Here is a 21064-nt window from a genome sequence, read left to right as displayed (position 1 = left end):
GGCTTGCGAGCCTACGAGGTTGCGCATCGCCGCTGGGGAAAGGATGACATAGCGCTGCATTGGACGGCCACGGCTGCCCATCAGCGCATCGGCACCTACTGGCATATGCTTCCCGAGGCTGCCCAGGCAAGAAAGGCCATCTGGGAGGCGATCAACCCGCATACCGGCAAGGCCCGCATTGACGAGGCTTTCCCGATGGAAACCCGCCAGACGACGCGCGGGAACGAGATGTTCATCAAGTTCAAGTGTGGTTCCACTTGGCAGGTGGTGGGCTCCGATAACTACAACAGCCTCGTCGGTGCGCCGCCGGTTGGGCTGGTGCTGTCCGAATGGGCGCTGGCCGATCCGAACGCCTGGACGTATCTGCAACCGATTCTGGAAGAGAATGGCGGCTGGGCCGTGTTCATCACTACGCCTAGAGGCAGAAACCATGCTGCGACGTTCTATGAGGCCTGCAAGTCTGAGGAAAGCTGGTTTGTGGAGCGCAGCACAGCGAAGGACACGGATGTCTTTTCCCAAGAGCAGCTTGATCGGGTTAAGCGGGAATACATCGCTAACTATGGCGATGACGGCGAGGCGCGGTTCAGACAGGAATATCTCTGTTCCTTCGATGCGGGTGTGGTCGGTGCGTACTACGCCAAGGAAATGCAGGCCGCTGAGGATGACGGGCGCATCTCTGGCGTTCCCTATGATCCTGCCGCCCAGGTTCACACGGCCTGGGACCTGGGAATAGGTGACTCAACGGCAATCTGGTTCTTCCAGACAGTGGGCCGTGAACTTCACCTGATTGACTATATCGAGCGCTCCGGTGTTGGGCTGGATCATTATGCCAAGCTGCTGAAAGAGCGGCCTTACGTCTATGGCGATCACATCCTGCCGCATGACGCGGAAGCCAAGGAGCTGGGCAGCGGCAAGTCTCGTGTGGAGACGCTGGAAGCCCTGGGCATCAAGTCCAGGATAGCGCCACGGCTTTCCGTTGATGATGGCATTCAGGCCTCAAGGGCTTTGCTAAGCCGATGCTGGATTGACCAGACGAAATGCAAGCGTGGGATTGATGCGCTACGGCAATACCGCCGGGAATGGGATGATAAGTTGAAGATCTTCAAATCACGGCCATTGCATGACTGGGCAAGCCACGGCTCCGATGCATTCCGCTATCTGGCGGTCGGCCTGGAGGAGAAGTCTCCGGCTAGAGCGAAGAAGCGCCGTCCCGGCCGTTCCAGCGCTTCGGCATGGATGGGCGCTTAATGGCCTACGAGAGCAAAACAACCGAGAAGGAAGGGGCGGGCGAGGACACTTTTATCAAGACGGTGCGCAAGAACTATGAGCGCGCCATTGACTATGAGCGGGAGAACCGTGAGGAGTGCCTGGACGATCTGCGGTTCCGTGCGGGTGAACAATGGGCAGAGGAGGTCAAGCGCGACCGTCTGGAGCAGCGCCGTCCGATTCTGACCATCAACCGCATTCCGCAGTATACCCGGCAGGTTACGGGCGATATCCGGCTGAATAAACCCGCGATCAAGGTCCGGCCTGTCGATGATGGGGCCGACAAAGACACGGCGGAACTGTTCACCGGCCTGATCCGCAACATCGAGCAGCAGTCCATGGCCAGCAGCGTCTATGTGACGGGGGCTGACAACATGGCAACCTGTGGGCAGGGCGCTTGGCGGGTTGTGACCGAATACGCTGATGATGATTCCTTCGAACAGGACATTCGAATCAGGCGCATCCGCAATCCCTTCGCGGTGGTGTGGGACCCGGATAGTCAGGAGCCGACACGCGAGGATGCCAAGTACTGCTTTGTGCTTCAGCCCTATGCGATTGAGGATTTCAAGCAACGTTGGCCCAATGCCAGCCTGACGGACTTCGAGATCGATCAGCCGGAGGATTGGGTAAACGACTGGCGCGACGGTGAACAGATCATCGTGGCGGAATACTGGTGCAAGAAGCCGGTCAAGAAGAAGCTGGCGGCCCTGCCTGACGGGAGCATTCGGGACGTTACGGCCCTGACAGAGCCAGAGTTGGCGCAGATGCAGTTGTTGCAGGATGCAATGGCAGCCGAGGCGGGCGAGCCCTCAGTGCCGATCCGGTTTCGTGATGTCGATTCCATGCAGATTGAACAGCATTTCGTGAACGGCGCTGAATCCCTGGAGGAGCCCTATATCTGGCCGGGGCGGTACATCCCGATTGTGCCGGTGCTGGGCGAGGAAGTGAACGTTGCGGATCGTGTGGTGCGCCACGGCCTTGTGCGCTTCCTGAAGGACCCACAGCGGCTTTACAACTATGACCGCAGCGCGGCAGTGGAAACGATCTCCCTGGCCCCTAAATCGCCGTTTGTGGCCAGTATCAAGCAGATCGAGGGTTTCGAGGACGTTTGGGACACGGCGAATACGGAAAACCACGCCTATCTGCCATATAATCCCGATCCTGCTGCTGGTGGGCCGCCGCAGCGGCAGCCTGCTGCCCAGGTGCCCGCTGCCCTGGTGCAGGATGCCCAGATATCCGCTGATGATATGAGCGCGGTATCGGGCATCTACCCGTCCAGCCTGGGGCAGGAGTCCAATGAGACGAGCGGCAAGGCCATTCTTGCCAGGGAGCGGCAGGGCGATGTCGGGACTTTCGTTTACATCGACAATCTAGCCATTTCGATTGCCCACACGGGCAAGATCCTTGTGGATCTGATTCCCAGGATTTACGACAGCGAGCGCGTTATCCGAGTGCTGGGCGAGGATGACAGCGAGGATCTGGTTACAATCAACCGCTTCGATCCCATGACCGGCAAGATGATTAATGATCTGTCTGTTGGCAAGTATGACGTTGCCGTGCAGACCGGCCCAAGCTTCTCCACCAAGCGCCAGGAGGCGGCGGACAGCATCCTGCAATTCATGCAGACCATGCCTCAGGCGGCCCAGATGGTTATGCATAAGCTGGTGAAGAACCTGGACTGGCCTGAGGCGGACGATATTGCCGAGACATTCCGCAAGATGGCTGTCGCTCAGGGTATTGAGGAGCCTGACGAGGACAAAGGCGATCAGCCTCCTGCGCCGCCACCGCCAAGCCCGGAGGAAATCAAGGCTCAGACTGACGCGGCGCAGGCCGAGGCGGGCATTGCCAAGACGGAGGCTGAGACAGAAGGCGTGCAGCTTGAGAGTGCCCAGGCCGCTGTGGAACTGGCCCTTACCAATGGCACGTTGCAACGCATTGTCGAGAGCTACGTGAATCAGATTCTAACGGGCAGTTTGGGTGCGCAACCACCGCCTACCGCAGCCCCACAGCCGACACAAGAACAGCCGCCCCCGAGGGCGGTTTTTTAATGGGCGAGAGCCCACGGAAGACTGAACCCAGTTACCCGAAAGGAAAGAACGTGAGTGAAGAAAATACCGGAGCCGTTAGCGAGTCTGTAACCGAGGAGCCGATTCCCGCGCTGGAAGAAGAGGCCGCCCCAGTTACCGAAACCCCCGAGGGGGAGGACAAGACCGAAGACGCACCGGCTGAGAAGGCCGAAGACGAGCCCAAGGCGGACGCCGAGGAAGAGTCCGAAGGCAGCGACGGTGATGAACCGGCTGTCGAGGATGAACCCGAGGAGAAGCCTAAACGCAATCGTCCAGGCAAAGCCCAGCGACAGCTTATCAAGGCACAAGCTGAAATCGACGCGCTGAAAGGGATGGTTTACGCGCTGGCGGAGAAGCAAGGCGGCCCAGGCCCCGCAGACCCAGGACAGCAGCGTTCTGATACCACTCCGGCAGACTTTCCGAAGCAGGAAGACTTTACCGACTATAGTCAGTTCCTCGATGCCAAGGCCGAATGGGTAGCCGAAAGGAAAGCCCAAGAGGTTATCGAGCGGGAAAGGAACAGCTTCCAGGAGAAGCAGGCCAAGCGCAGCCATGATGCTGCAATGGCCGCTCATATGGGGCGGGTTGATAAGGCCCGTGTGGAGTATGAGGACTTCGACGAAGTAGCCTTTGCCGATGATGTGATGATCACCCCGGAAATGCATAACGCAATCCTGGGATCGGAACACGGCCCGAAGGTTCAATACTATCTCGGTAGTCATCCTGACGAAGCGGCCCGGATTACGCGCATGGACGCTTACGCCCAAGTCAGGGAAATCGGCAAGCTTGAAGCCAAGCTCACTGCCAAGCCCCCTAAGAAATCGACCACGGCACCGCCCCCGCCCAAGACATTGAAGGGTGGCGGCAAGCCCGAGAAAGACCCGGCCAAAATGACCCAGGCCGAGTACGAGGCATGGAGGAACAAGAAAGCCTCCTGACAGCCGTGGTTTGTCATCCATTCGGCCACGTCGTGAGACGTCGCCTATCCCTGTGCCGCCCATTGAGGCGGCCTGATGGAGCTTCTAATGGCAAACGCCCTAATTACGCCTACCATCATCGCGAAAGAGGCGTTGATGCAACTTCGCAACAACCTTGTCATGGCGAACAAGGTTCACCGCGATTACAAGAAAGAGTTCGTCAAGGTTGGCGATACGGTGAATGTTCGCCGTCCCGTCAAGTTCGTTGCTTCTGACGGCGCTACCCGCGTCAATCAGGATGTCGAGGAGGCGAACACCCCCTTTGTCATCAACAAGCGCAAGCATGTTTCCTGGAAGTTCACGACCCAGGATCTCACCCTGACGGTGGAAGAGTACAGCCGTCGTTACATTACCCCGGCAGCCATCGCGCTGGCCAACCAGATCGATTATGATCTCTGCACGCTCTATACGGACGTGTGGAATTGGGTTGGAACGCCCGGTCAGACGATCAATTCCTTCGCTGATTTCGCCAAAGCTCCCGAACGGCTGGACGAAATGGCGGTACCGCAGGATATGCGCTGTGCCGTCATGGCTCCGGCTGATCACTGGGGCCTGATCGGCAGCCAGACCGCTCTGTTGAACAACAACCTCGTGGGCTCTGCCTATACCAAGGGTTCGTTGGGCAACATTGGTGGTGTGGAAACGAGCATGGACCAGAACGTCCGGGCTCATGTTGTTGGTGTGGCCACGGGTACGCCGCTGGTCAATGGCGGAGCGCAGAATGTCACCTACGCGACGGCGAAGACCACCAACAGTCAGTCTCTTGTGACGGATGGCTGGACAAACTCGACCTCAGGCATTCTGCGGGCGGGTGACGTGTTCACCATCGCCGGTGTCAACGCGGTCAATCCGGTGAGCAAGGCAGACAATGGCTTCTTGCAGCAGTTCACTGTGCTGGCGGATGCCGATTCCGGTACGACCACCGGCCCGGCGACGCTGACCATCAGCCCGGCGATCATCACCTCCGGCCCGTATCAGACCGTGACGGCGGCTCCTGCCGACAACGCGGCCATTACGGTGCTGGGGACTGGTGGTTCCAGCTACAGGCAGAACCTTGTGTTCCACAAGAATGCGTTCGGGCTCGTCATGTGCCCGCTGGAACTGCCTGATGGTGCGGCCTTCAAGGCGCGTGAGACGCATGAAAACACGTCTCTGCGTGTCGTGAAGGATTTCAACATTGATGACGATGAAGACATCATCCGCATTGATGTTCTCTATGGCATCAAGTCGTTGTATCCCGATCTGGCTGCCCGCGCGAGCGGTACGGCCTGATAGGACTGTTACACCCTGGCCCTGGGTAACTCCGGGGCTGGGGTGTTCCTTTGAGGGCTTGGTGCCCGTTGGCTGAGAAGGAAACTGCTTAGGGCCGAACTTTACTTTCGCCGCTGTCTTCAGTGGCTGTACGGGCCTCGCAGACCTCTTTGGCGATACGGTCAGCTAAAGCCAATGTGCCTGCCTGCCCGCCTGGAAACCCGAAATCAATGAGGACAGGCCACAGGGCGTCGATGACAGCGCAGCGCAGCTTTTCGTCTGCGGTCAAGGCTTGGCCGCCGGGAGCGGGCGGTGCTGTCGTGGGGCGTTTGTTCATCTCTTGAGTGTGTGCCCACAGGTTGCTGATTTCAAGTCCTATTCTCTACATGCGTGAGAGGGTTAACAATTCCTGGTGTAGTCGTGAACAGCCTTTCCTTTGCTAAGGCCTGGGGTTCCGCAAGAGGAAAGGGTGGTTTGTCTGTAATTCTGAGCGTGGCGAATTGTTGAATGGCGTTTCCAAGCACATCGAATCCCACGACTTCGGCTTTCGGCACCGATACGACTACGCACAATGTGTCTATGCCGGGAACAGTCAATTCCGGCGACCTGCTGATAACGTGCTTCGCTCCCTATATGACGTCGTCCGACAGCATCACCACACCGGCAGGCTGGACGCTTCTTGACAGTGCCAGCCATACGATCACTGGGATCAACCAGATCTTCGCCGCTTGGTACGCCAAGGTTGCTGATGGGACGGAGGGCGGCGGAACTGTAAACTTCGCCACCAGCGTAGCTGCAACTGCGGCTGCTCAGACGTATCGAGTTACGGACTGGTTTGGTTCCATATCCGGGGTTGAGGTGGCCGCCTCCGCAGTGACATCTGGCGGAACCGCTCCGAATCCACCGAGCCTTAGTCCTTCGTGGGGTGCCGAGGATACACTCTGGATCACGGGCGGCGGCGCTGGTGATGATGATGTTGCTTGGACCGGAGCGCCAACGAACTATAGCAACCTGACAAGCGTCATCAGTGGCGGCGGTACAGACAATGGATGTTCTGTTGGCACCGCCCGGCGCGAGCTGAATTCCTCTACCCAAGACCCCAGCTCCTTCACCTTGGCTGCAAATGAGGGCTTTGTGGTTCAGACCCTTGCCGTCCGACCCGCTGCGGCTGCGGGTGCCGATGTTCTGCCCCAAGGCACTCATCAAATCGAACAAGGTAACGTAGGACTGTCGCGCGCTATGCACACCATTGACGATGGATACATCGCATGAGAATCCCAAGCGGCGTTACGGATCAATTTATCTACTTCGTGGCGGTGGATGCTACGGATTTGAAGACGCGCGAAACCGCCCTCAGCTCCTTCACGGTCTATCGGTCGCGCAATGGTGCTGCGGCTGCCGCCATGACGACGCCGACGGTGAATGAAACAGACGCTACCAACATGCCGGGTGTGTACGAGCTTCTGCTTGACGAGGATATGAGTATTGCCTCGGGTAACGATTCGGAAGAGATGGTGTTTCACATCACGCATGCGGGCATGGCCCCCGTAACGCGGACAATCGAGCTTTACCGGCCCAAGATCACGGCGGGGGAGACGCTGACGGTATCAAGTGGCAACGGAAATTCTGCCGTACAGTCCATCGCAGCGAACGCGATTACCGAGTCGTCCATCAATACTGCCGCCATCACCGCCAACAAGATTGCCGCCAACTCCATCGGCGCGAGCGAGCTTGCTGGTGACGCGGTATCCGAGATACAGAGCGGGCTGGCTACGGCGGCTGCCCTGGCCGCTGTGGATACGAACGTTGACGCAATTCTTGTGGATACGGGCACGACCATCCCGGCGCAGATAACGGGACTGAATGATCCAACGGCTGCGGCCATCGCTGATGCGGTTTGGGATGAGGCGCAATCCGGCCATGTAACGGCTGGCAGCTTTGGTGAAATAGCCACGGAGATTGCCGCAATCCTGGCGGATACCGGTACAGACGGCGTAGTGATATCCAGTGCCACAGCAAATGCCATTGCGGCGGCCTTGCTCGATCTGGCGAACGGGATTGAGACTGGTGTGACGCTGCGTCAGGCGCAACGCATTCAACTGTCTTCCGCCGCTGGTAAGCTCTCCGGTGCAGCCACGACAAGCATCGCCATCCGAGATGTTGGCGACAGCAAGGATAGAATCACAGCCACGGTTGACGCGAACGGCAATCGCTCAGCCGTGACCCTGGACGCTACCTGATGTTTGCGCCTCGTTTCTTTCCGCTGCGCTATTTCGCGGCGCGCTTCTGGCCGGTTGGCCTCATTGTCGATACGACACCCTGCTTTGAAGACACCCTATCCCTGATGCGCGATACAGCGGTTGCCGTGTCTTCCGCAATGAGTGATGCGGCAGTCGAAACAACCTCCGCAATGACGGACACCTTGGAAACGCTATCCCTGATGAGAGATACCGCAGTGGAGGTAAGCAGCACCATGAGCGATGCCGCCGTGGAAGTGGAATCGGAGCTTTGCTGAGATGAATCTGAACGAATATGGGGTGATCTTTCGGCATGGCGTAGGCTTCGACCTGTCCAGCAATACGGCGCTGAGCATCACCTTTACCAAACCGAGTGGGGCGACCCTGACGGTAAGCAATCCCAGCGTCACGGCCCCGGCATCGATTGGCGGCAGTTTCAGCGCCAATGAGTACTTCTCGTATGTGTTCGCGGACGGAAACGTTGATGAGGCTGGCGAATGGTCCGTGAGGGCCACTTACACCGATGGCAGCAAGCAACTGATTTCCGACGCAGTGACGTTCATCATCAACCCCTGAGGACACAATGGACAACCCAACCTGGATGTATCGCATGGGCGACAACAACGAAGTAGAGAGCAAGCTCTTTGACGCCGAGGTTCTGCCTGACGGCTGGGTTGACAGCCCCGCCAAGGTCAAGGCGAAGGCAGCGAAGAAGCCCGTTTCAAAGGCTAATGGTCAACGCAAGCCCGGTAGGCCCCGCAAGGCCGTATCTGAGGGCGAGAATGCGCCGCAACCTTGATTTCATCCGGGGGCAGACATTCTCTTTCTCCGGGGTACTGCGGGATGCTTCAGGGCCGGTCGATCTGACCAATGCCGCGCTTCAATGGCGCATGGGCCTGACCGATCTGCGCCGCACCACAATACTGCTGACGGAATCTGATGGCATCAGCGTCGCCAGTGGCACCGGTGGAGCCTGGACAATCACAGTCAATCCCGACAAGACGGCGGACGCGGCGGCGGGTGAATACAATCACCAGGGCACGGCCACCATTGGGACGGCGGTCTACAACCTCGTATCCGGGCGCGTGAGACTGTTAAGGGACCTGCCGACATGACCACAGCCCGCAGCTTGATCCAGGGCAGCCTCAGGCTTATCCGCGTGGTTGCGGACGAGGAAACGCCAACCAATTCCCAGATGGTCGATGGCCTGGAACGCATGAATGAAATGCTGCATGGGCTGAAGGCTCATAATGCGGATATCGGCTATCAGGACATCACGCTTGATGACGACATTCCCCTGCCGCCGGAGCATATCAGGCCAGTGCGCTACATGCTGGCCGTCGAGCTTGCGCCGGAATTTAGCGGCAATGTCACGCCTGAGGTCGCTGTAGAGGCAAAGGCGGGAATGCTCACCCTGCAATCGGCCTATCGCCGCATTGGCAAGCTACGCCCTGATGAGGGCCTGGAAAACCGGCTGACACGCCATGGATACGACATAGATGCGGATTACTGACCATGCCAAGCCTCGCTGATCTTCGCGACCCCTATGCGGCCCAGAACCGGCAGAAGCGCGACTTCGCTTATTCCGGTCAGGCCGACACGGCAGATATTCCCTGGCTCTATGCCATTCAGGCGGGGCAGGGCGGTCGTGGCCCCTCCGGTATTGGTGAGGGCCAGGGTGGTGCTGATGATGCAGCCGCGCCCAATCCGCAATCTCTGGCGAGTCTTGGCGGCGGTGCCTCCGGTGGTGGTTCATCCGGTGCGGCTGATGTCGGGCTGCCGGGGCCTGGGCTGTCGGGGGAAGAGGATATTGAGGCCCTCCAATCTTTCTTTGAAAGGGGCGGTGACCGAGGCTTTGGTGGGCTGGACTCGTTTGACCGAGGCTTCGGCGATCTGCCTGTCGGCGATATTGATGAGTTTGGTGGGTACAGCACTCTGGGCAGCCTTGCTGGGCTTCTTCCCATTCCGTTTGCTGGCACTGCTGGCGGCCTCGTTGGCGGCATTGCTGACATCGTCCGCGACTACAGCGATGCGGACGACTTTGATCCGACAGGCACCAGCGGTGGTTTCCGTGGATTTATTGATGCTGCCCTTGCAGAGCTTTCTGGCGATCAACTTGGCACGCGGGCGTTTGATAGCCGAGTAGACAACTACAAGGATCGTACTCAGACCGGGCTTGGTAGTGATGCCTTGGGTGCGACCAGGGACGTTAAACGCGGGCGCAAAACTTACAGTGGGCCCAAGGGTGTTGTTGGACCACGCGACAGGGGCGGACAGCGTGGGGAACGTGGCCGTGGCCCTGGTGGACGTGGCGGCGGATCAACTGGGCGCGGCGGTGGGTTCGGTGGCCAACAAGCTGATATTGCCTAAGGACAATCAGCAGCCCGCAAGGCCGCGTCATTAAGTTTCGTTCCAGTCTCCGCACGGTAAGCCGCGATTTCTTCGTCTGTGCAGAGTTTTCGGTTCACTTCCGATTCACCCTGACCGGCGCAAGCCGACAGAACCAGAAGCGCAAAGAAAGCTAGGTAGCGCACGTAGGTGCCTCCTTAAGGGGACTTAGCTGGTTTAGTAGATAGGCCCACATTTGAACGTTCCAACGTCAAGGACTGCTGAAAGAACGGAGGCGATTTGTTCGCAAGCCGCCTCATTATCCGCGTAACCGAATATGACCCCAACGGGTGAACGAATAGTCTCTTGTTTAATCAAGAGATATGCACGGTTGTCAGCATGGTCGGGAAAGGAGAGATCCTTTGCCGCTTCTACGATGATTTGAAGGTTCTGGTCAACCCGATCCGCCGCAATAGACCCCCCTGCTAGGGTGGTTGTCATCGTGGCTGCCAGTAGCACTCCAATAATTAAACCCTTACGCATATCGGTTCCTCCCCTTAGGGAGTGAAGCCCCGATTCACCCCAGGTTGCAATGAAAAAGTGAACCCGTGATCGCATGAAGATTCCCTTCGCGTCGCAATCCTACCGCTCGCGGTCGCTACCGCTGTCGGCTCAAAGGGTTGTGAATCTCTATCCCGAGATACAGACGCCAAGCGCCAAAGAGATCGTGGCTCTGTTCGGTACGCCCGGCCTGCCGCTGCACGCGGCGCTGGGCAATGGGCCGATCCGGGGCATGATCCGCCTGGATTGCGGCTGTGCGCCTGGGGCGGGTTCCCTCTATGTTGTCTCCGGGTCAAAGCTATTCAAACTGGACTCGAACGGCGACAGCACGACGCTTGGCGACCTGCCCGGCACCGCCCTGGTGAAGATGGAAACCAATGGCACGCAGATCGCTATCCTGACCGGCACGGAAGCGGACAACCTTTTTATCGCGACGACAACGACCCTGACACAGGTGACAGATACCGATTTCCCGGGCGCGACCTCGGTTGTCTATCTCGATGGGTATTTTATCTTCACAGACACCAATACTGACCAGTTCCGCATATCGGCCATCAATGACGGCACCTCCTTTGACGCGCTCGAATTCGCTTCTGCCGAGGGTGCGCCGGACAACCTTGTCGGGGCTTCCGTTGACCATCGTGAGCTTTGGCTGTTAGGAGCGAGCACGACGGAGATTTGGTATAATTCGGGGGATACGGACTTTCCCTTTGAGCGGGCCTCCGGCGCTTACATCGAGCGCGGCTGTATCGCCAGGGATTCCATTGTCAATATTGACAACAGCCTTATGTGGGTTGGCGATGACAAGATCGTCTACCGTGCCAATGGTTACTCGCCTGGGCGGGTTTCGACCCATGCCGTTGAGGCTGTTCTGGAGAAAGCGGGCGGACTGGCTGATCTGGTGGCTTTCACCTACACACAAGAGGGCCATGCCTTCTATGTGCTGAAGAAGCCGGACACCTTCACCCTTGTCTATGACGTTGCCACAAGCCTTTGGCACGAGCGGGAAAGTCATGACAGGCCTGACTATCGCGTGTCGTGCTTTGCCGAAGCCTTTGGGCTGCTGCTGGTAGGGGATGACAGCAACGGCAACATCTACCGGCTGGATCTGAAGAGCTACACCGAGAACGGCGAAACGATGATCGCTTCTGCGACCGCGCCACCGCTGTTTGCCGACGCTGAAACGGCCATTGCCAACACCCTGATAATAGACTTCGAACATGGCGAAGCCGCCACGACAGGGCAGGGCAGCGATCCCCAGGCCATGCTGGACTGGTCCGACGACGGCGGCAAAACGTGGTCGAACGAGAAGTGGCGCAGCATTGGCCGGAAGGGCAAGCATCGCGCCCGCGCCAAGTGGGATCGCATGGGCCAATTCAGGCAGAGGGTATATCGCGTGAAGATTTCCGATCCGGTAAAGCGGGTAATTTCCAGCGTGGCTTATGCGGACATTGAAGGCGGGGGCCTGTAATGGCAATCACGACGAAACGGCTACGTCTACCGGCAAAGCTATTTGACGGCGATCAGGATACCCAGGGCTTTCTGCAAGCGGTGATTGACCGCATTGAGAAGCCCCGCATTGAGGCGGTTGCGGATCTGAATATCACGGTAAATGGCCCCGACTCCCTGGCGCAGTTGCAGCTTACCATCAACAAGGTGGACGAGCTGCTGGCGGCCATTCGCACGGCCAACATTTTGGAGAATTCATAATGTCCTTGTGGGGCGAAATTGCATCCGGTGTGGGTGCGGTCGTTGGCGCTGGTACGTCTCTGCTTGGCGCAAGGGAGGCGCGCAAGGCCGCCGACAAGAACCGCGACTTCAGTTATGACATTTACAAGCAGCAGCGTGCGGATACCGCGCCTTACCGGCAGACGGCCAATCTGGCGCTTTCCAACCTTCGCGACACCTACATTACCGGCGATAAGGATTTCAGGACTTCCCCCGGCTATGACTTCCGCGTTGGCGAAGGCGTAAAGGCCCTTGATCGCTCAGCAGCAGCCAGGGGGCGTTTGAATTCGGGCGGGCAGGCAAAGGCCCTTACTCGCTTCGGCCAGGATATCGGCTCTGCTGAGTATGATCGGGGTTTCAATCGAATGACTTCGCTGGCAGGGCTCGGTTCCGGTGCTGTGGCGCAGGACAACACAGCGGCTAACAGTCTGATGGTCAATGTCGGTGATGCAAATCGGAATGCGGCCTTGGCCCGAAGGTCAGGCTATGAGGGCGTTGGCTCGTCCATCAATTCCGGTATCAATAACTATCTGACCCTGGCAGCCCTGCGGGGTGAAATCTGATGGCAATCACTCAGGTCGATGTCGGCGGTTCCCTTGCCAAGGGCCTCACGCTCAAGAGCCTTCAGGATGAGGCCCTGGCGAGGGATCAGGCCCGTGAAAAGGCTACCCAACTGCAAAGCTTGGCCGTCTTGAAGCATGGCGGCTTTGACCAGCAGAAGGGCATTACCTGGGAAACCGGACGACAGGCCCCCGGCGGCGGTCCCGCTATGAGTGATGAAGAATTCACTCGGCAGGCGGCTGTAATTGACCCCCAGGCCGGTAAGGACTGGCAGAACTTTTTCCAGAGTCAGGATGCTGCGACGTTTGAGCGGCAAAAACTTGAAGCCCCCGTTTGGGCTGCCGCGCTAGACGGCGTGAATGACCAGGAAGGCTTGGATCGGGCGACGCAGTTTGCCGAGCAACGTGGCCTAGACACTTCTGATGTGCCCCGGGAGTTCAACCAAGGGCAAGTCAATATGATGCTCCAAGCGTCCCGCTATCTGGCGGGCATTGAGCAGGCCAAACCGCCCGGTCCGACACCCATCGCCAAATTGATAGCAGAGAAGGCCGCCCTGCCTCCGGGCGATCCGCGTCACGCTGTTTATGACAATGCCATTGCTAAGGCTTCGACGAACGCGCCCCCGGCGCAGCAAAACGTGACAGTTGGTGGTGGGAAGTACGGACCCATTCCTAGCGGGTGGATGTTGCAGGAAGGCCCTGATGGCGCGGAGCTTGTGCCTATTCCGGGCGGTCCTGCGGTGCGGGATATCGAGGCCGAGGCTAGCGCGGCTGAAGAGAGGGCGGACGTTCAGTTGCAGACCGCAGTTGGCAAGGCTGAGACCATGCTGGATGCGACTGGCTCCATTAAGGATATCGTAAAAAAAGCAAGCCTTCCTGTTACTGGCACGTCTTCGCGACCTTTTGCGCTTCATTCGGGGTCGGCAGCTGGCCAAGTGCGTTCCTATGTTGGCACTCTCAAGAGCGGCGTGGCGCTTGGTGCCATAACGCGACTTAAGGAAGCATCGGCCACGGGAGCAACCGGCTTCGGAGCGATGAACGCGGCAGAGCTACAATTGCTCATTGACGACGTTGGCGCTCTGGACCCGGACTCGACCGAGTCGGAGATTTTCCTGAAGACCATTGACCGGATTGAGCGCCGCTATAATCGCGTGATTGAGGACATTCGGAAGAATGTCAGCCCCGAGCGGATCAGGGAATTGGGCTTGGGGCCTCTGTTGGGTTCAGGGAGCAACGAGCCGGTCACCATCGGCGATCAGACCTACAGCCGCGAGGATCTGGAGCGCGCTGCTGAAGAAGAAAACATGACCGTGGACGAGGTCATTCAGGAAATGAGGGAATTGGTTGGTGGCTGACAACGTTCTCAAGAAGCTGCGAAAGGAAAGCGGAGGGGGCGATTCTGCCAATGTATTGGCGACCCTCCGAGAAACGCGGAACCAGTCCAAGCGTTCTCTTAGTGACCTCTCCGCTTCCGAGTGGGCCGGTATCGTTGGCAATGCCATCGTGGATGCTGCCGGGCAAACTGCCCGCCGCGCGGATGATGTTGTGCGCTCCGTTGCATCGGGGGCGACCTTTGGGCTTGCCGATGAAGCGGCGGCCGCAGCGAATACAGCAACCGGGCTTGGCCCAGACGGCACTTATGATGAGAACCTTGCGGCTGAGCGCGAACGGGATGCCGAGATTCCGGCTTCTGTAGCAATTCCTTCTCAGATCGCGGGCGGCGTGATGGCTGGCAGTGGATTGGCGCGTGGCGGGCTCACCTTGCTGAAGGGGGCTAAGCCCACTGTAACCTCTATGGCAACACGAGGCGGCGCGGAGGGCGCGGGCTATGGTGCGGCCCATGCGTTCGGTAGTGCCGAGGGTGGATTCCGGGATCGTGCAGAGGGTGCGGCCTGGGGCTCTCTGTTGGGGCTTCTGACCGGCGCTGGTACAGGTGCGGTTACGGGGCGTATGGCCAAGGGGGCTTCAAGTAAGGCACCAACAGTACAGGCGTTTAAACGTCAGGCAGGCTCACAGTATGACACGGCTCTGAATTCCGGCGTTACGCTCAATCAGACCCGTTTCGACAGCATAGCCGACGATCTGGCCTTCGCGGCGCGGCAGGAAGGCTTTCATCCGAAGATCCATCCCAAGGTAAGCGCAGCTCTTGATGAGTTCGGGAAGGCCAAGGGCAGCACGCCATCCATGCAGGACGTGGATAATCTGCGGAAGATCCTGAAGCAGGCTTCGGGCAGCATCGAGAAGGCGGAACGCAGGCTGGCACAGCAACTCATTTCCGAGTTGGACGACCATCTTGATCAACTCACGCCCGCTGATGTGATTGCGGGGAATGTCAAAGAGGCAACCACGGCACTGAAGGAGGCGCGCGGTCTTTGGCAGAAGGCAAGTAAGGGCGAGGCCATCGAAAACCTGATTCGCAGGGCCGATGACAGGGCCTCACAATTTTCCGGCTCCGGTCTAGAGAATGCCTTGCGGACAGAATTTCGCAACCTTGCCATGAACGAAAAGAAAATGAGGCTGTTCTCCAAGGCAGAACAGGCCGCCATCAAGAAGGTAGGGCAGGGCGGCAAGATCGAAAACGTTCTCAGGGCGCTGGGCAAGTTCGCACCTACTGGCGTTGTGAGTAGCGTTCTCAGTGGCGGGGCTGGATATGGCATCGGTGGCCCTGTCGGCGCGCTCGCCCTTCCTGCGCTGGGCTATGCGGCAAGGGGCGGGGCAACGGCCATGACCCAGGCCAATGCTCGTGCGGCCTCCGAACTTATGCGCGCGGGTCACGCAACCCCACTGCCTTCGCAAGCCTCACCAGCACAGTTGTCCGCCTTGCGGGCGCTTCTGATCGGGGAAGCCCAACAGGGCGGCGTAACGCTTAACTCGCTTAGGGGTCCAGACAGGGCCCGGCGATAAAACAGCCGAATTCGTGAATAGCATCGGGTGCCCACCAGAAGGTCGCTAGGTAAGCCAGCCCGAAGCAAATCAAACCCGCTGCCGCCTGAATGACTTGGTGGCGGGCGTTGTTGGTGCCTGCCCAGTTAATCAGCGCATCCCACATGCGTACACCATGCCGCCTCCGGGCGGCTTTTTCTATGGAAATCTCAGGAGTAATTTGCATGGCGGGGCGGTTCACCTTTCCGATCCAGTCGGCCTTTGACAATGACGGCACGCCGGGAGCCGGAGCGAAACTCTACTTCTATATCAGCGGGACCTCCACGGCGCTGGATACGTTCTCTGACGATGCGCTTTCGGTTGCCAATACCAACCCTGTCGATGCCGACAGCGCCGGGCGCTTTCCAGCCATCTTCCTGAGTGACCAGGATTACAAGGTCATCCTCAGAACATCCGAGGGCGTAACGCTCTGGACTGCCGATCCTGTACGGGCGGCGGAACCGACTTCCACGACGGTTATCTCCAAAAGTACGACCTATACGGTTACCTCTGCCGATAATGGCAGACTGATCAAAGCGGATGCTACCGCTGGGGCCTTTACCATTACATTGCCGCCCGCAGCCACGGCGGGCAACGGCTTTGAAGTCACGGTTAAGAAGGTGGACAGCAGCGCCAATGCCGTAACGCTGGACGCCGATGGATCGGAAACCATCGACGGCGGAACGGATATCAGTCTGCCGAACCAGCATGACGCGGTGCAGGTTCGTTCGGACGGAACCGCATGGCAGGTCATTGTCCAGCCGTTTGGCAGTGAAAACATACCACTTGGCTTGGGCTTTATCAGCGGTTTTGTGCTCTCCAACAACACGACCGACGCTGAGCATGATATCGACATTTCTCCCGGTGCGGCACGGAATGATGCTGACGGCGGAAACATTGTTTTGTCATCGGTTACTGTCAAGAGACTAGACGCAGCTTGGGCCGTTGGTAGCGGTAATGGCGGTCTGGATACGGGCGCAGTCGCCGTTGATACTTGGTACCACCTGTTTGCCATCCGGCGTTCCGATACGGGGGTTGTCGATGTGTTGTTTTCGGCATCGCCGACAGCGCCAACGTTGCCCGGCGGCTACGACCAAAAGCGCCGCATTGGCGCGGTACTGACCGATTCCTCATCCAACATTCTCCCCTTCCTGCAAAGGCCGGGCGGGTTCTTCGAGTGGGTGACGCCTATCCTCGACGCCAACGACGGTTCCCCTACCGCCACCAATGAGGGCGAGCTATACACCATTTCCGTCCCGCCATCGGCATTGGCGCATATCTCCGCTGGGGCTAACTCAGCCGATACGGCTGGGGTGGCCTATTTCCGGGCAAGCGATATCACGAATGATATACCCGTCGATTTCGGTGGCCTGCCTTTGCATAACGCAGGCATAGCGGTGGGTGGTGCAACGGTAACGGCCCGCGCCTCGGATTTGTGGGTCTGGACCGATTCTTCATCCCAAATACGAGCCAGCGTCGATGCCGCCAGTACAGACTTGACCATAATGGCCAAGGGCTGGTTCGATCCTCGTGGTCAGGATGCATAACCAGAGCGATCCTGCCCTCTTTGGTCCCAAGGGGCCATAAATTAGGACTCCCATCATGCTAAATGCTCTAAGGGCAGCGCTGCTGGCGCTGTGCGTATTCATGTGGCTTCCCGGCCAAGCCTATGGGCAGGGGCCGCAGTGCGCCCCGCGTGATGCAATTCTGCAAAGCCTTGCCAAGAACTACAAGGAAGCGCCGGTCAACATGGGGGTGGTTTCGACCGGTGCGCTTTTGGAAGTGCTGGTAAGCCTCTCTGGTTCGTGGACCATCATAGTGACGATGCCGGGCGGGGCTACCTGTCTGGTCAGTTCCGGGGAGGGCTGGCGCACTGTGCCGGTCAAGGACGAGGGTCCGGCGGTATGAAGTCGGCGGAACAGCATTTCGATGCAGTGAAGGCAAGTGTTGATGGAACGTTGGGGGTCGGTGCTGTGTCTTCACCTTTCTGGGTTGCGTGGCTTGAAGCTCTTAGAGACGGACTTGGTTTCTACATGCTCTTTGGCGGTGCTGTGCTGCTGACCCTACGCCTAGCCATTGCGTGGCGCGACTGGCGGCAGAGCAGCAATACAAGCAGCAGCGAATAACCCTTCCCAGCAACAGCGATAGGAGGGGTGGCATGGCGACCCCTGGACTAGACGTTGCAAATGTGACGGCAGCGGTGCGCAAGTGTAGCGGGGTGGATGCTGCAAGGCGTCACTTTCCAGGCACTACCCGGCGCGGCTTTCGCAAGTTCTGCGCTGACCACGGCATTTCTTACAAGGCAACTCTTGGCATTGCTGCGGAGGCAGTTTCCGTCACGCCACCGCCCATCATTCAGCCGCCCAAGATCACTTACCGCATATCCCAGCAACGTCCAGACGGCCAAGCCAAAACCCGCCTCGCGCTTATCGGTGATGCCCACGACAGCCCCCACATTCCTGACAAGAGCCGGTTTCGCTGGTTTGGGCAATACGCTGCTGAGCATTGCGTTGATATTGTCCAGTCTGTTGGCGATCTCTTTAGCCTTGATAGCCTTTGTTCTTATGAGCGCAACGATACGCAGCGCGGCAAGAGCAAGCCGAATTTCAAGGAAGACATGGCATCTGGCAAGAAGGCGCTGGGATACCTTGAGGAGGGGCTGGGCAACCACAAACCGGAAAAGCATGTAACCCTCGGCAACCACGAGGATCGCATCTTTTCATTCTCGGATCGCACCCCGGAAATCTACGGGATGCTGGACGAGAACCTACACACCATTCTGACAGACTACGGCTGGGGCTACAGCCCCTTCGGGCGCATTCATTACATCGGCGGTGTCGGCATTACCCACGTGCCGCGCAACGTTATGGGCAAGCCCTACGGCGGGATGTATTCGCAGAACACCATTGCGCGGGACTGCGTAACAGATCTGATTTACGGCCACACTCACAAGATGCTTTTCCAACCCTTCTGGAAGCTGGACGGCAACAAAATCTGGGTCATGAACGCTGGCTGCGCTCTGCCGAACGGGCACGTTGAAGACTATGCCAAACACAGCCTTGGCGACGGCAATTGGGACTATGGAATCTGGGACGTGACGATCCAGCACGGCCACATTCAAAAGGCCCATCACATTCCCATGCTTGAGCTAGAGGAGCGCTACGGATGAACGGACTTGACCTGGGCGCATTGCGCACTGTTGACGGATACCACTACCTAGCCACACCGTACAGCAAGTACCCGCACGGTTTGGAGGCGGCTTTCCAGGAAGCATCAAAGGCGGCAGCATTGCTGGTGCGGGCCGGGGTGAAGGTGTTCTCGCCTATCGCCCACACGCATCCGGTTGCGGTTCATGGACTGATTGACCCACTTGACCACGATGTCTGGCTTCCCGCCGACAAGCCACTGATGGACAGTGCCACCGGGCTAATCGTGGTCAAGATGGAGACGTGGGAGGACAGCTACGGGATCTCGGTGGAGATCCAGGAATTCAAGGCCGCTGGTAAGCCCATCTCATACATGGATTGGCCGCGATGACGGCGGGCGCACTTGAGCAATACGATGCCACTGTCCGAGACATTACTGACCGCCGTGGTGAAGTTTATGGCCACCCGATGGACGACTTCGACAGAGCTGCCCGGCTCAAGGCCGTCGTCGCGGAATGCGATGATCCGCATGTCCGTCACGCCCTTGAAATGATCTGCGTGAAGATGGCTCGGCTGATCGAGAGTCCGCATCACGTTGACAGCTTCATTGACATCTCAGGATACGCCCGCTGCGCCGTAATGTGCATTGACCGAAAGCGGGCCGGTGACTGACCGCTATGGCACGGTAAGCCTGTCACGCGATGCGCAGGGGCCATACATCACAATCAATTCCGGTGGCGATCTTCACCGCTTCAGGGTGCGGGAATCGAATGTCGAAATGCTGGGCGTGCAGGCCCTTCATGTGAGCCATCCCGAATACAGAAACAACTCCACGGCGGACGTGATCAGCTTGGCAGAGGCGAGGCCCCATCACCATGACCGGTAAGCACCTGAAGGGCACAGGGCATATCGATACCCCGGACGCCGCCCGCGAACTATACCGCCGTGATCCTGTCGTTATCCCCTGGGATGATGAGAAAGACGCGCTGGTAAGCCGCCAATTCAGGAAGCTGAAGGATCTGTGGCAGTTCGATCCCAAGCCGGATGGTAACTGGAAGTCCCCGGAGTACCGTGTGGTTGGCGACAGGGTGATCGCCCAGGGCAATTGTAACGACTTCGCTCCAACCCTGAAAGCAGCCCTGATCGTCGCCGGACTACCGGAGCAAGCCCTCAGGCTGGTCATTTGCGACTACGACGGTAACAGGCACATGGTGCTGGCTGTCGAGACAGATCAGGGAAGCCTTATCTGCTGCAACATCGTGGGCTGCTGGGCGCTGGGGCGGCCTGCGCTGCGGCATCACGACTGGATAGCGTGGGAGGCCCCTGGACGGCCCTGGGAGAGCCTTGAGCCGATTGAACTAACGGATCTGTTGGAAAGGACGAAACATGTTCACGAAGTATGACAAGGCCGCCGCTGGCGCTATTGCCGCAGCCCTTACCGGCGTTCTGGCCGCAGTTACAACCCTTGACCCGGACGTGGTTGCCGCCATTGGCACCCTGGCCACGGCCTTCCTCGTCTATCTCGTTCCGAACAAGGGGGCGAGCGCATGAAGACCCTACTTGCTTCCGCCGCCTGTCTGGCGCTGCTGTCCGGCTGTACTGCGGGTGATATTGCCACAGTCCGGGCCCTTACCATTGAGGACGGCGCGGCCTTCATTCAGGAAAACCACGAACGCCGCCGTGCGATGCGCCGGCAATACTACTCCATTGTGGATACGGCCATTGCGGAATGCGAGCGGCAGGCGGTGGGTGAGGTCGTAACCGGCCAGACCCGGGCGGCTGTGAGCATGCTGGACCAGTGCCTTGCCTTCATGGAGGAGCATTACCCCGATCTGGCGACTATCGAACTGGTGAAAGAGGGCAGGGCCGCCCTGAACAGACTAAAGAGTTCGGGGGGCGTGGAGTAGGTTAAGTTGCTCGGAAATTCCGAATAACTGCCGAATAGTGCAACGGTTACAGCGTCTTGCTAGGGCAGCTATTCCTCTGCCTTCGGTTCGGGGTAAACGCCCCTTGGCAGTTCCC

Annotated in this window: 30 protein-coding genes; 27 read left to right on the top strand and 3 right to left on the bottom strand. The window is 58.6% G+C overall.

The window, feature by feature from the left end:
- Window positions 1-3: 3 nt before the first annotated feature.
- The 4 genes from HBA54_RS04210 to HBA54_RS04195 all read left to right on the top strand — a co-directional run bounded on the left by HBA54_RS04210 (window position 4) and on the right by HBA54_RS04195 (window position 5581).
- Window positions 4-1248 (top strand): terminase large subunit domain-containing protein, encoded by a 1245-nt coding sequence (locus HBA54_RS04210; RefSeq protein WP_167221671.1) that lies wholly within the window; start codon window positions 4-6, stop codon window positions 1246-1248.
- Window positions 1248-3314: a portal protein gene (locus HBA54_RS04205; protein WP_167221669.1), complete on the top strand. Its 2067-nt coding sequence runs from the start codon at window positions 1248-1250 to the stop codon at window positions 3312-3314. The genes HBA54_RS04210 and HBA54_RS04205 overlap by 1 nt, the downstream gene beginning before the upstream one ends.
- A gap of 50 nt (window positions 3315-3364) precedes the next feature.
- Window positions 3365-4270 (top strand): hypothetical protein, encoded by a 906-nt coding sequence (locus HBA54_RS04200; RefSeq protein ID WP_167221667.1) that lies wholly within the window; start codon window positions 3365-3367, stop codon window positions 4268-4270.
- A gap of 87 nt (window positions 4271-4357) precedes the next feature.
- On the top strand, window positions 4358-5581 hold the full coding sequence (locus HBA54_RS04195; protein WP_167221665.1) for a P22 phage major capsid protein family protein: 1224 nt from the start codon (window positions 4358-4360) through the stop codon (window positions 5579-5581).
- Window positions 5582-5669: 88 nt separating this feature from the next.
- Here HBA54_RS04195 and HBA54_RS04190 read toward each other — a convergent pair whose 3' ends face one another.
- Complete coding sequence (locus HBA54_RS04190) at window positions 5670-5849, bottom strand: hypothetical protein (RefSeq protein ID WP_167221663.1); 180 nt, start codon at window positions 5847-5849, stop codon at window positions 5670-5672.
- A gap of 218 nt (window positions 5850-6067) precedes the next feature.
- On the opposite strand from HBA54_RS04190, the gene HBA54_RS04185 reads away from it, so the two are divergent.
- Genes HBA54_RS04185 through HBA54_RS04150 form a run of 8 tightly spaced genes read left to right on the top strand, consistent with a single transcriptional unit; the run spans window position 6068 to window position 10167 of the window.
- Window positions 6068-6832, top strand: a complete 765-nt coding sequence (locus HBA54_RS04185) for a hypothetical protein (protein WP_167221661.1) — start codon at window positions 6068-6070, stop codon at window positions 6830-6832.
- Window positions 6829-7800 carry a hypothetical protein gene (locus tag HBA54_RS04180; protein WP_167221652.1) on the top strand — a complete coding sequence of 324 codons (972 nt, stop codon included), beginning with the start codon at window positions 6829-6831 and terminating at the stop codon, window positions 7798-7800. Before HBA54_RS04185 ends, HBA54_RS04180 begins: the two co-directional genes overlap by 4 nt.
- The gene (locus tag HBA54_RS04175; protein WP_167221650.1) at window positions 7800-8075 is read left to right on the top strand and encodes a hypothetical protein; all 276 of its coding nucleotides are present in this window, start codon (window positions 7800-7802) and stop codon (window positions 8073-8075) included. Before HBA54_RS04180 ends, HBA54_RS04175 begins: the two co-directional genes overlap by 1 nt.
- A gap of 1 nt (window position 8076) precedes the next feature.
- On the top strand, window positions 8077-8373 hold the full coding sequence (locus HBA54_RS04170) for a hypothetical protein (protein WP_167221648.1): 297 nt from the start codon (window positions 8077-8079) through the stop codon (window positions 8371-8373).
- A gap of 34 nt (window positions 8374-8407) precedes the next feature.
- On the top strand, window positions 8408-8596 hold the full coding sequence (locus HBA54_RS04165; RefSeq protein WP_167221646.1) for a hypothetical protein: 189 nt from the start codon (window positions 8408-8410) through the stop codon (window positions 8594-8596).
- Window positions 8580-8912 (top strand): hypothetical protein, encoded by a 333-nt coding sequence (locus HBA54_RS04160; RefSeq protein ID WP_167221644.1) that lies wholly within the window; start codon window positions 8580-8582, stop codon window positions 8910-8912. The genes HBA54_RS04165 and HBA54_RS04160 overlap by 17 nt, the downstream gene beginning before the upstream one ends.
- Window positions 8909-9310 (top strand): packaged DNA stabilization gp4 family protein, encoded by a 402-nt coding sequence (locus HBA54_RS04155; protein WP_167221641.1) that lies wholly within the window; start codon window positions 8909-8911, stop codon window positions 9308-9310. The genes HBA54_RS04160 and HBA54_RS04155 overlap by 4 nt, the downstream gene beginning before the upstream one ends.
- Before the next feature lie 2 nt (window positions 9311-9312).
- Window positions 9313-10167, top strand: a complete 855-nt coding sequence (locus HBA54_RS04150; protein WP_167221639.1) for a hypothetical protein — start codon at window positions 9313-9315, stop codon at window positions 10165-10167.
- 195 nt (window positions 10168-10362) lie between these two features.
- On the opposite strand, the gene HBA54_RS04145 is transcribed toward HBA54_RS04150, so the two are convergent.
- Window positions 10363-10668, bottom strand: a complete 306-nt coding sequence (locus HBA54_RS04145) for a hypothetical protein (protein ID WP_167221637.1) — start codon at window positions 10666-10668, stop codon at window positions 10363-10365.
- A 73-nt stretch (window positions 10669-10741) separates the two neighbouring features.
- Between HBA54_RS04145 and HBA54_RS04140 the strand changes: the two genes are divergently transcribed.
- The 5 genes from HBA54_RS04140 to HBA54_RS04120 are packed head-to-tail and all read left to right on the top strand — an operon-like array spanning window position 10742 to window position 15878.
- Window positions 10742-12157, top strand: a complete 1416-nt coding sequence (locus HBA54_RS04140; RefSeq protein ID WP_167221635.1) for a packaged DNA stabilization protein — start codon at window positions 10742-10744, stop codon at window positions 12155-12157.
- Window positions 12157-12396 (top strand): hypothetical protein, encoded by a 240-nt coding sequence (locus HBA54_RS04135; RefSeq protein ID WP_167221633.1) that lies wholly within the window; start codon window positions 12157-12159, stop codon window positions 12394-12396. The genes HBA54_RS04140 and HBA54_RS04135 overlap by 1 nt, the downstream gene beginning before the upstream one ends.
- Window positions 12396-12977 carry a hypothetical protein gene (locus tag HBA54_RS04130; protein ID WP_167221631.1) on the top strand — a complete coding sequence of 194 codons (582 nt, stop codon included), beginning with the start codon at window positions 12396-12398 and terminating at the stop codon, window positions 12975-12977. The genes HBA54_RS04135 and HBA54_RS04130 overlap by 1 nt, the downstream gene beginning before the upstream one ends.
- Window positions 12977-14329 (top strand): hypothetical protein, encoded by a 1353-nt coding sequence (locus HBA54_RS04125; RefSeq protein WP_167221629.1) that lies wholly within the window; start codon window positions 12977-12979, stop codon window positions 14327-14329. The genes HBA54_RS04130 and HBA54_RS04125 overlap by 1 nt, the downstream gene beginning before the upstream one ends.
- On the top strand, window positions 14322-15878 hold the full coding sequence (locus HBA54_RS04120) for a hypothetical protein (protein ID WP_167221627.1): 1557 nt from the start codon (window positions 14322-14324) through the stop codon (window positions 15876-15878). The genes HBA54_RS04125 and HBA54_RS04120 overlap by 8 nt, the downstream gene beginning before the upstream one ends.
- Here HBA54_RS04120 and HBA54_RS28645 read toward each other — a convergent pair.
- Window positions 15850-16083 carry a hypothetical protein gene (locus tag HBA54_RS28645; RefSeq protein ID WP_205944393.1) on the bottom strand — a complete coding sequence of 78 codons (234 nt, stop codon included), beginning with the start codon at window positions 16081-16083 and terminating at the stop codon, window positions 15850-15852. The genes HBA54_RS04120 and HBA54_RS28645 overlap by 29 nt on opposite strands.
- Between HBA54_RS28645 and HBA54_RS04115 the strand changes: the two genes are divergently transcribed.
- Genes HBA54_RS04115 through HBA54_RS04070 form a run of 10 tightly spaced genes read left to right on the top strand, consistent with a single transcriptional unit; the run spans window position 16082 to window position 20949 of the window.
- Window positions 16082-17443, top strand: coding sequence for a hypothetical protein (locus HBA54_RS04115; RefSeq protein ID WP_167221625.1), 1362 nt, complete (start codon window positions 16082-16084; stop codon window positions 17441-17443). The genes HBA54_RS28645 and HBA54_RS04115 overlap by 2 nt on opposite strands.
- 55 nt (window positions 17444-17498) lie before the next feature.
- Window positions 17499-17804 (top strand): hypothetical protein, encoded by a 306-nt coding sequence (locus tag HBA54_RS04110; RefSeq protein WP_167221623.1) that lies wholly within the window; start codon window positions 17499-17501, stop codon window positions 17802-17804.
- On the top strand, window positions 17801-18022 hold the full coding sequence (locus HBA54_RS04105) for a hypothetical protein (RefSeq protein WP_167221621.1): 222 nt from the start codon (window positions 17801-17803) through the stop codon (window positions 18020-18022). Before HBA54_RS04110 ends, HBA54_RS04105 begins: the two co-directional genes overlap by 4 nt.
- Window positions 18023-18054: 32 nt before the next feature.
- Window positions 18055-19065 carry a hypothetical protein gene (locus HBA54_RS04100; protein WP_167221619.1) on the top strand — a complete coding sequence of 337 codons (1011 nt, stop codon included), beginning with the start codon at window positions 18055-18057 and terminating at the stop codon, window positions 19063-19065.
- Complete coding sequence (locus HBA54_RS04095) at window positions 19062-19433, top strand: DUF1937 family protein (protein WP_167221617.1); 372 nt, start codon at window positions 19062-19064, stop codon at window positions 19431-19433. The genes HBA54_RS04100 and HBA54_RS04095 overlap by 4 nt, the downstream gene beginning before the upstream one ends.
- The gene (locus HBA54_RS04090; RefSeq protein ID WP_167221615.1) at window positions 19430-19714 is read left to right on the top strand and encodes a DUF6378 domain-containing protein; all 285 of its coding nucleotides are present in this window, start codon (window positions 19430-19432) and stop codon (window positions 19712-19714) included. Before HBA54_RS04095 ends, HBA54_RS04090 begins: the two co-directional genes overlap by 4 nt.
- Entirely contained in the window at window positions 19707-19928 is a 222-nt protein-coding gene (locus tag HBA54_RS04085; protein ID WP_167221613.1) for a hypothetical protein, read from the top strand. The genes HBA54_RS04090 and HBA54_RS04085 overlap by 8 nt, the downstream gene beginning before the upstream one ends.
- Complete coding sequence (locus HBA54_RS04080; RefSeq protein WP_167221611.1) at window positions 19918-20445, top strand: transglutaminase-like cysteine peptidase; 528 nt, start codon at window positions 19918-19920, stop codon at window positions 20443-20445. The genes HBA54_RS04085 and HBA54_RS04080 overlap by 11 nt, the downstream gene beginning before the upstream one ends.
- Window positions 20429-20593 carry a hypothetical protein gene (locus tag HBA54_RS04075; RefSeq protein WP_167221610.1) on the top strand — a complete coding sequence of 55 codons (165 nt, stop codon included), beginning with the start codon at window positions 20429-20431 and terminating at the stop codon, window positions 20591-20593. Before HBA54_RS04080 ends, HBA54_RS04075 begins: the two co-directional genes overlap by 17 nt.
- Window positions 20590-20949 (top strand): hypothetical protein, encoded by a 360-nt coding sequence (locus HBA54_RS04070; RefSeq protein ID WP_167221607.1) that lies wholly within the window; start codon window positions 20590-20592, stop codon window positions 20947-20949. The genes HBA54_RS04075 and HBA54_RS04070 overlap by 4 nt, the downstream gene beginning before the upstream one ends.
- Window positions 20950-21064: the final 115 nt, after the last annotated feature.

The organism is Pelagibius litoralis (genome assembly GCF_011683915.1).
Lineage (GTDB): Bacteria > Pseudomonadota > Alphaproteobacteria > Kiloniellales > Kiloniellaceae > Pelagibius > Pelagibius litoralis.
Note: the sequence above shows the minus strand (reverse complement) of the source record. Positions and strands in the feature narration are given on the sequence as shown.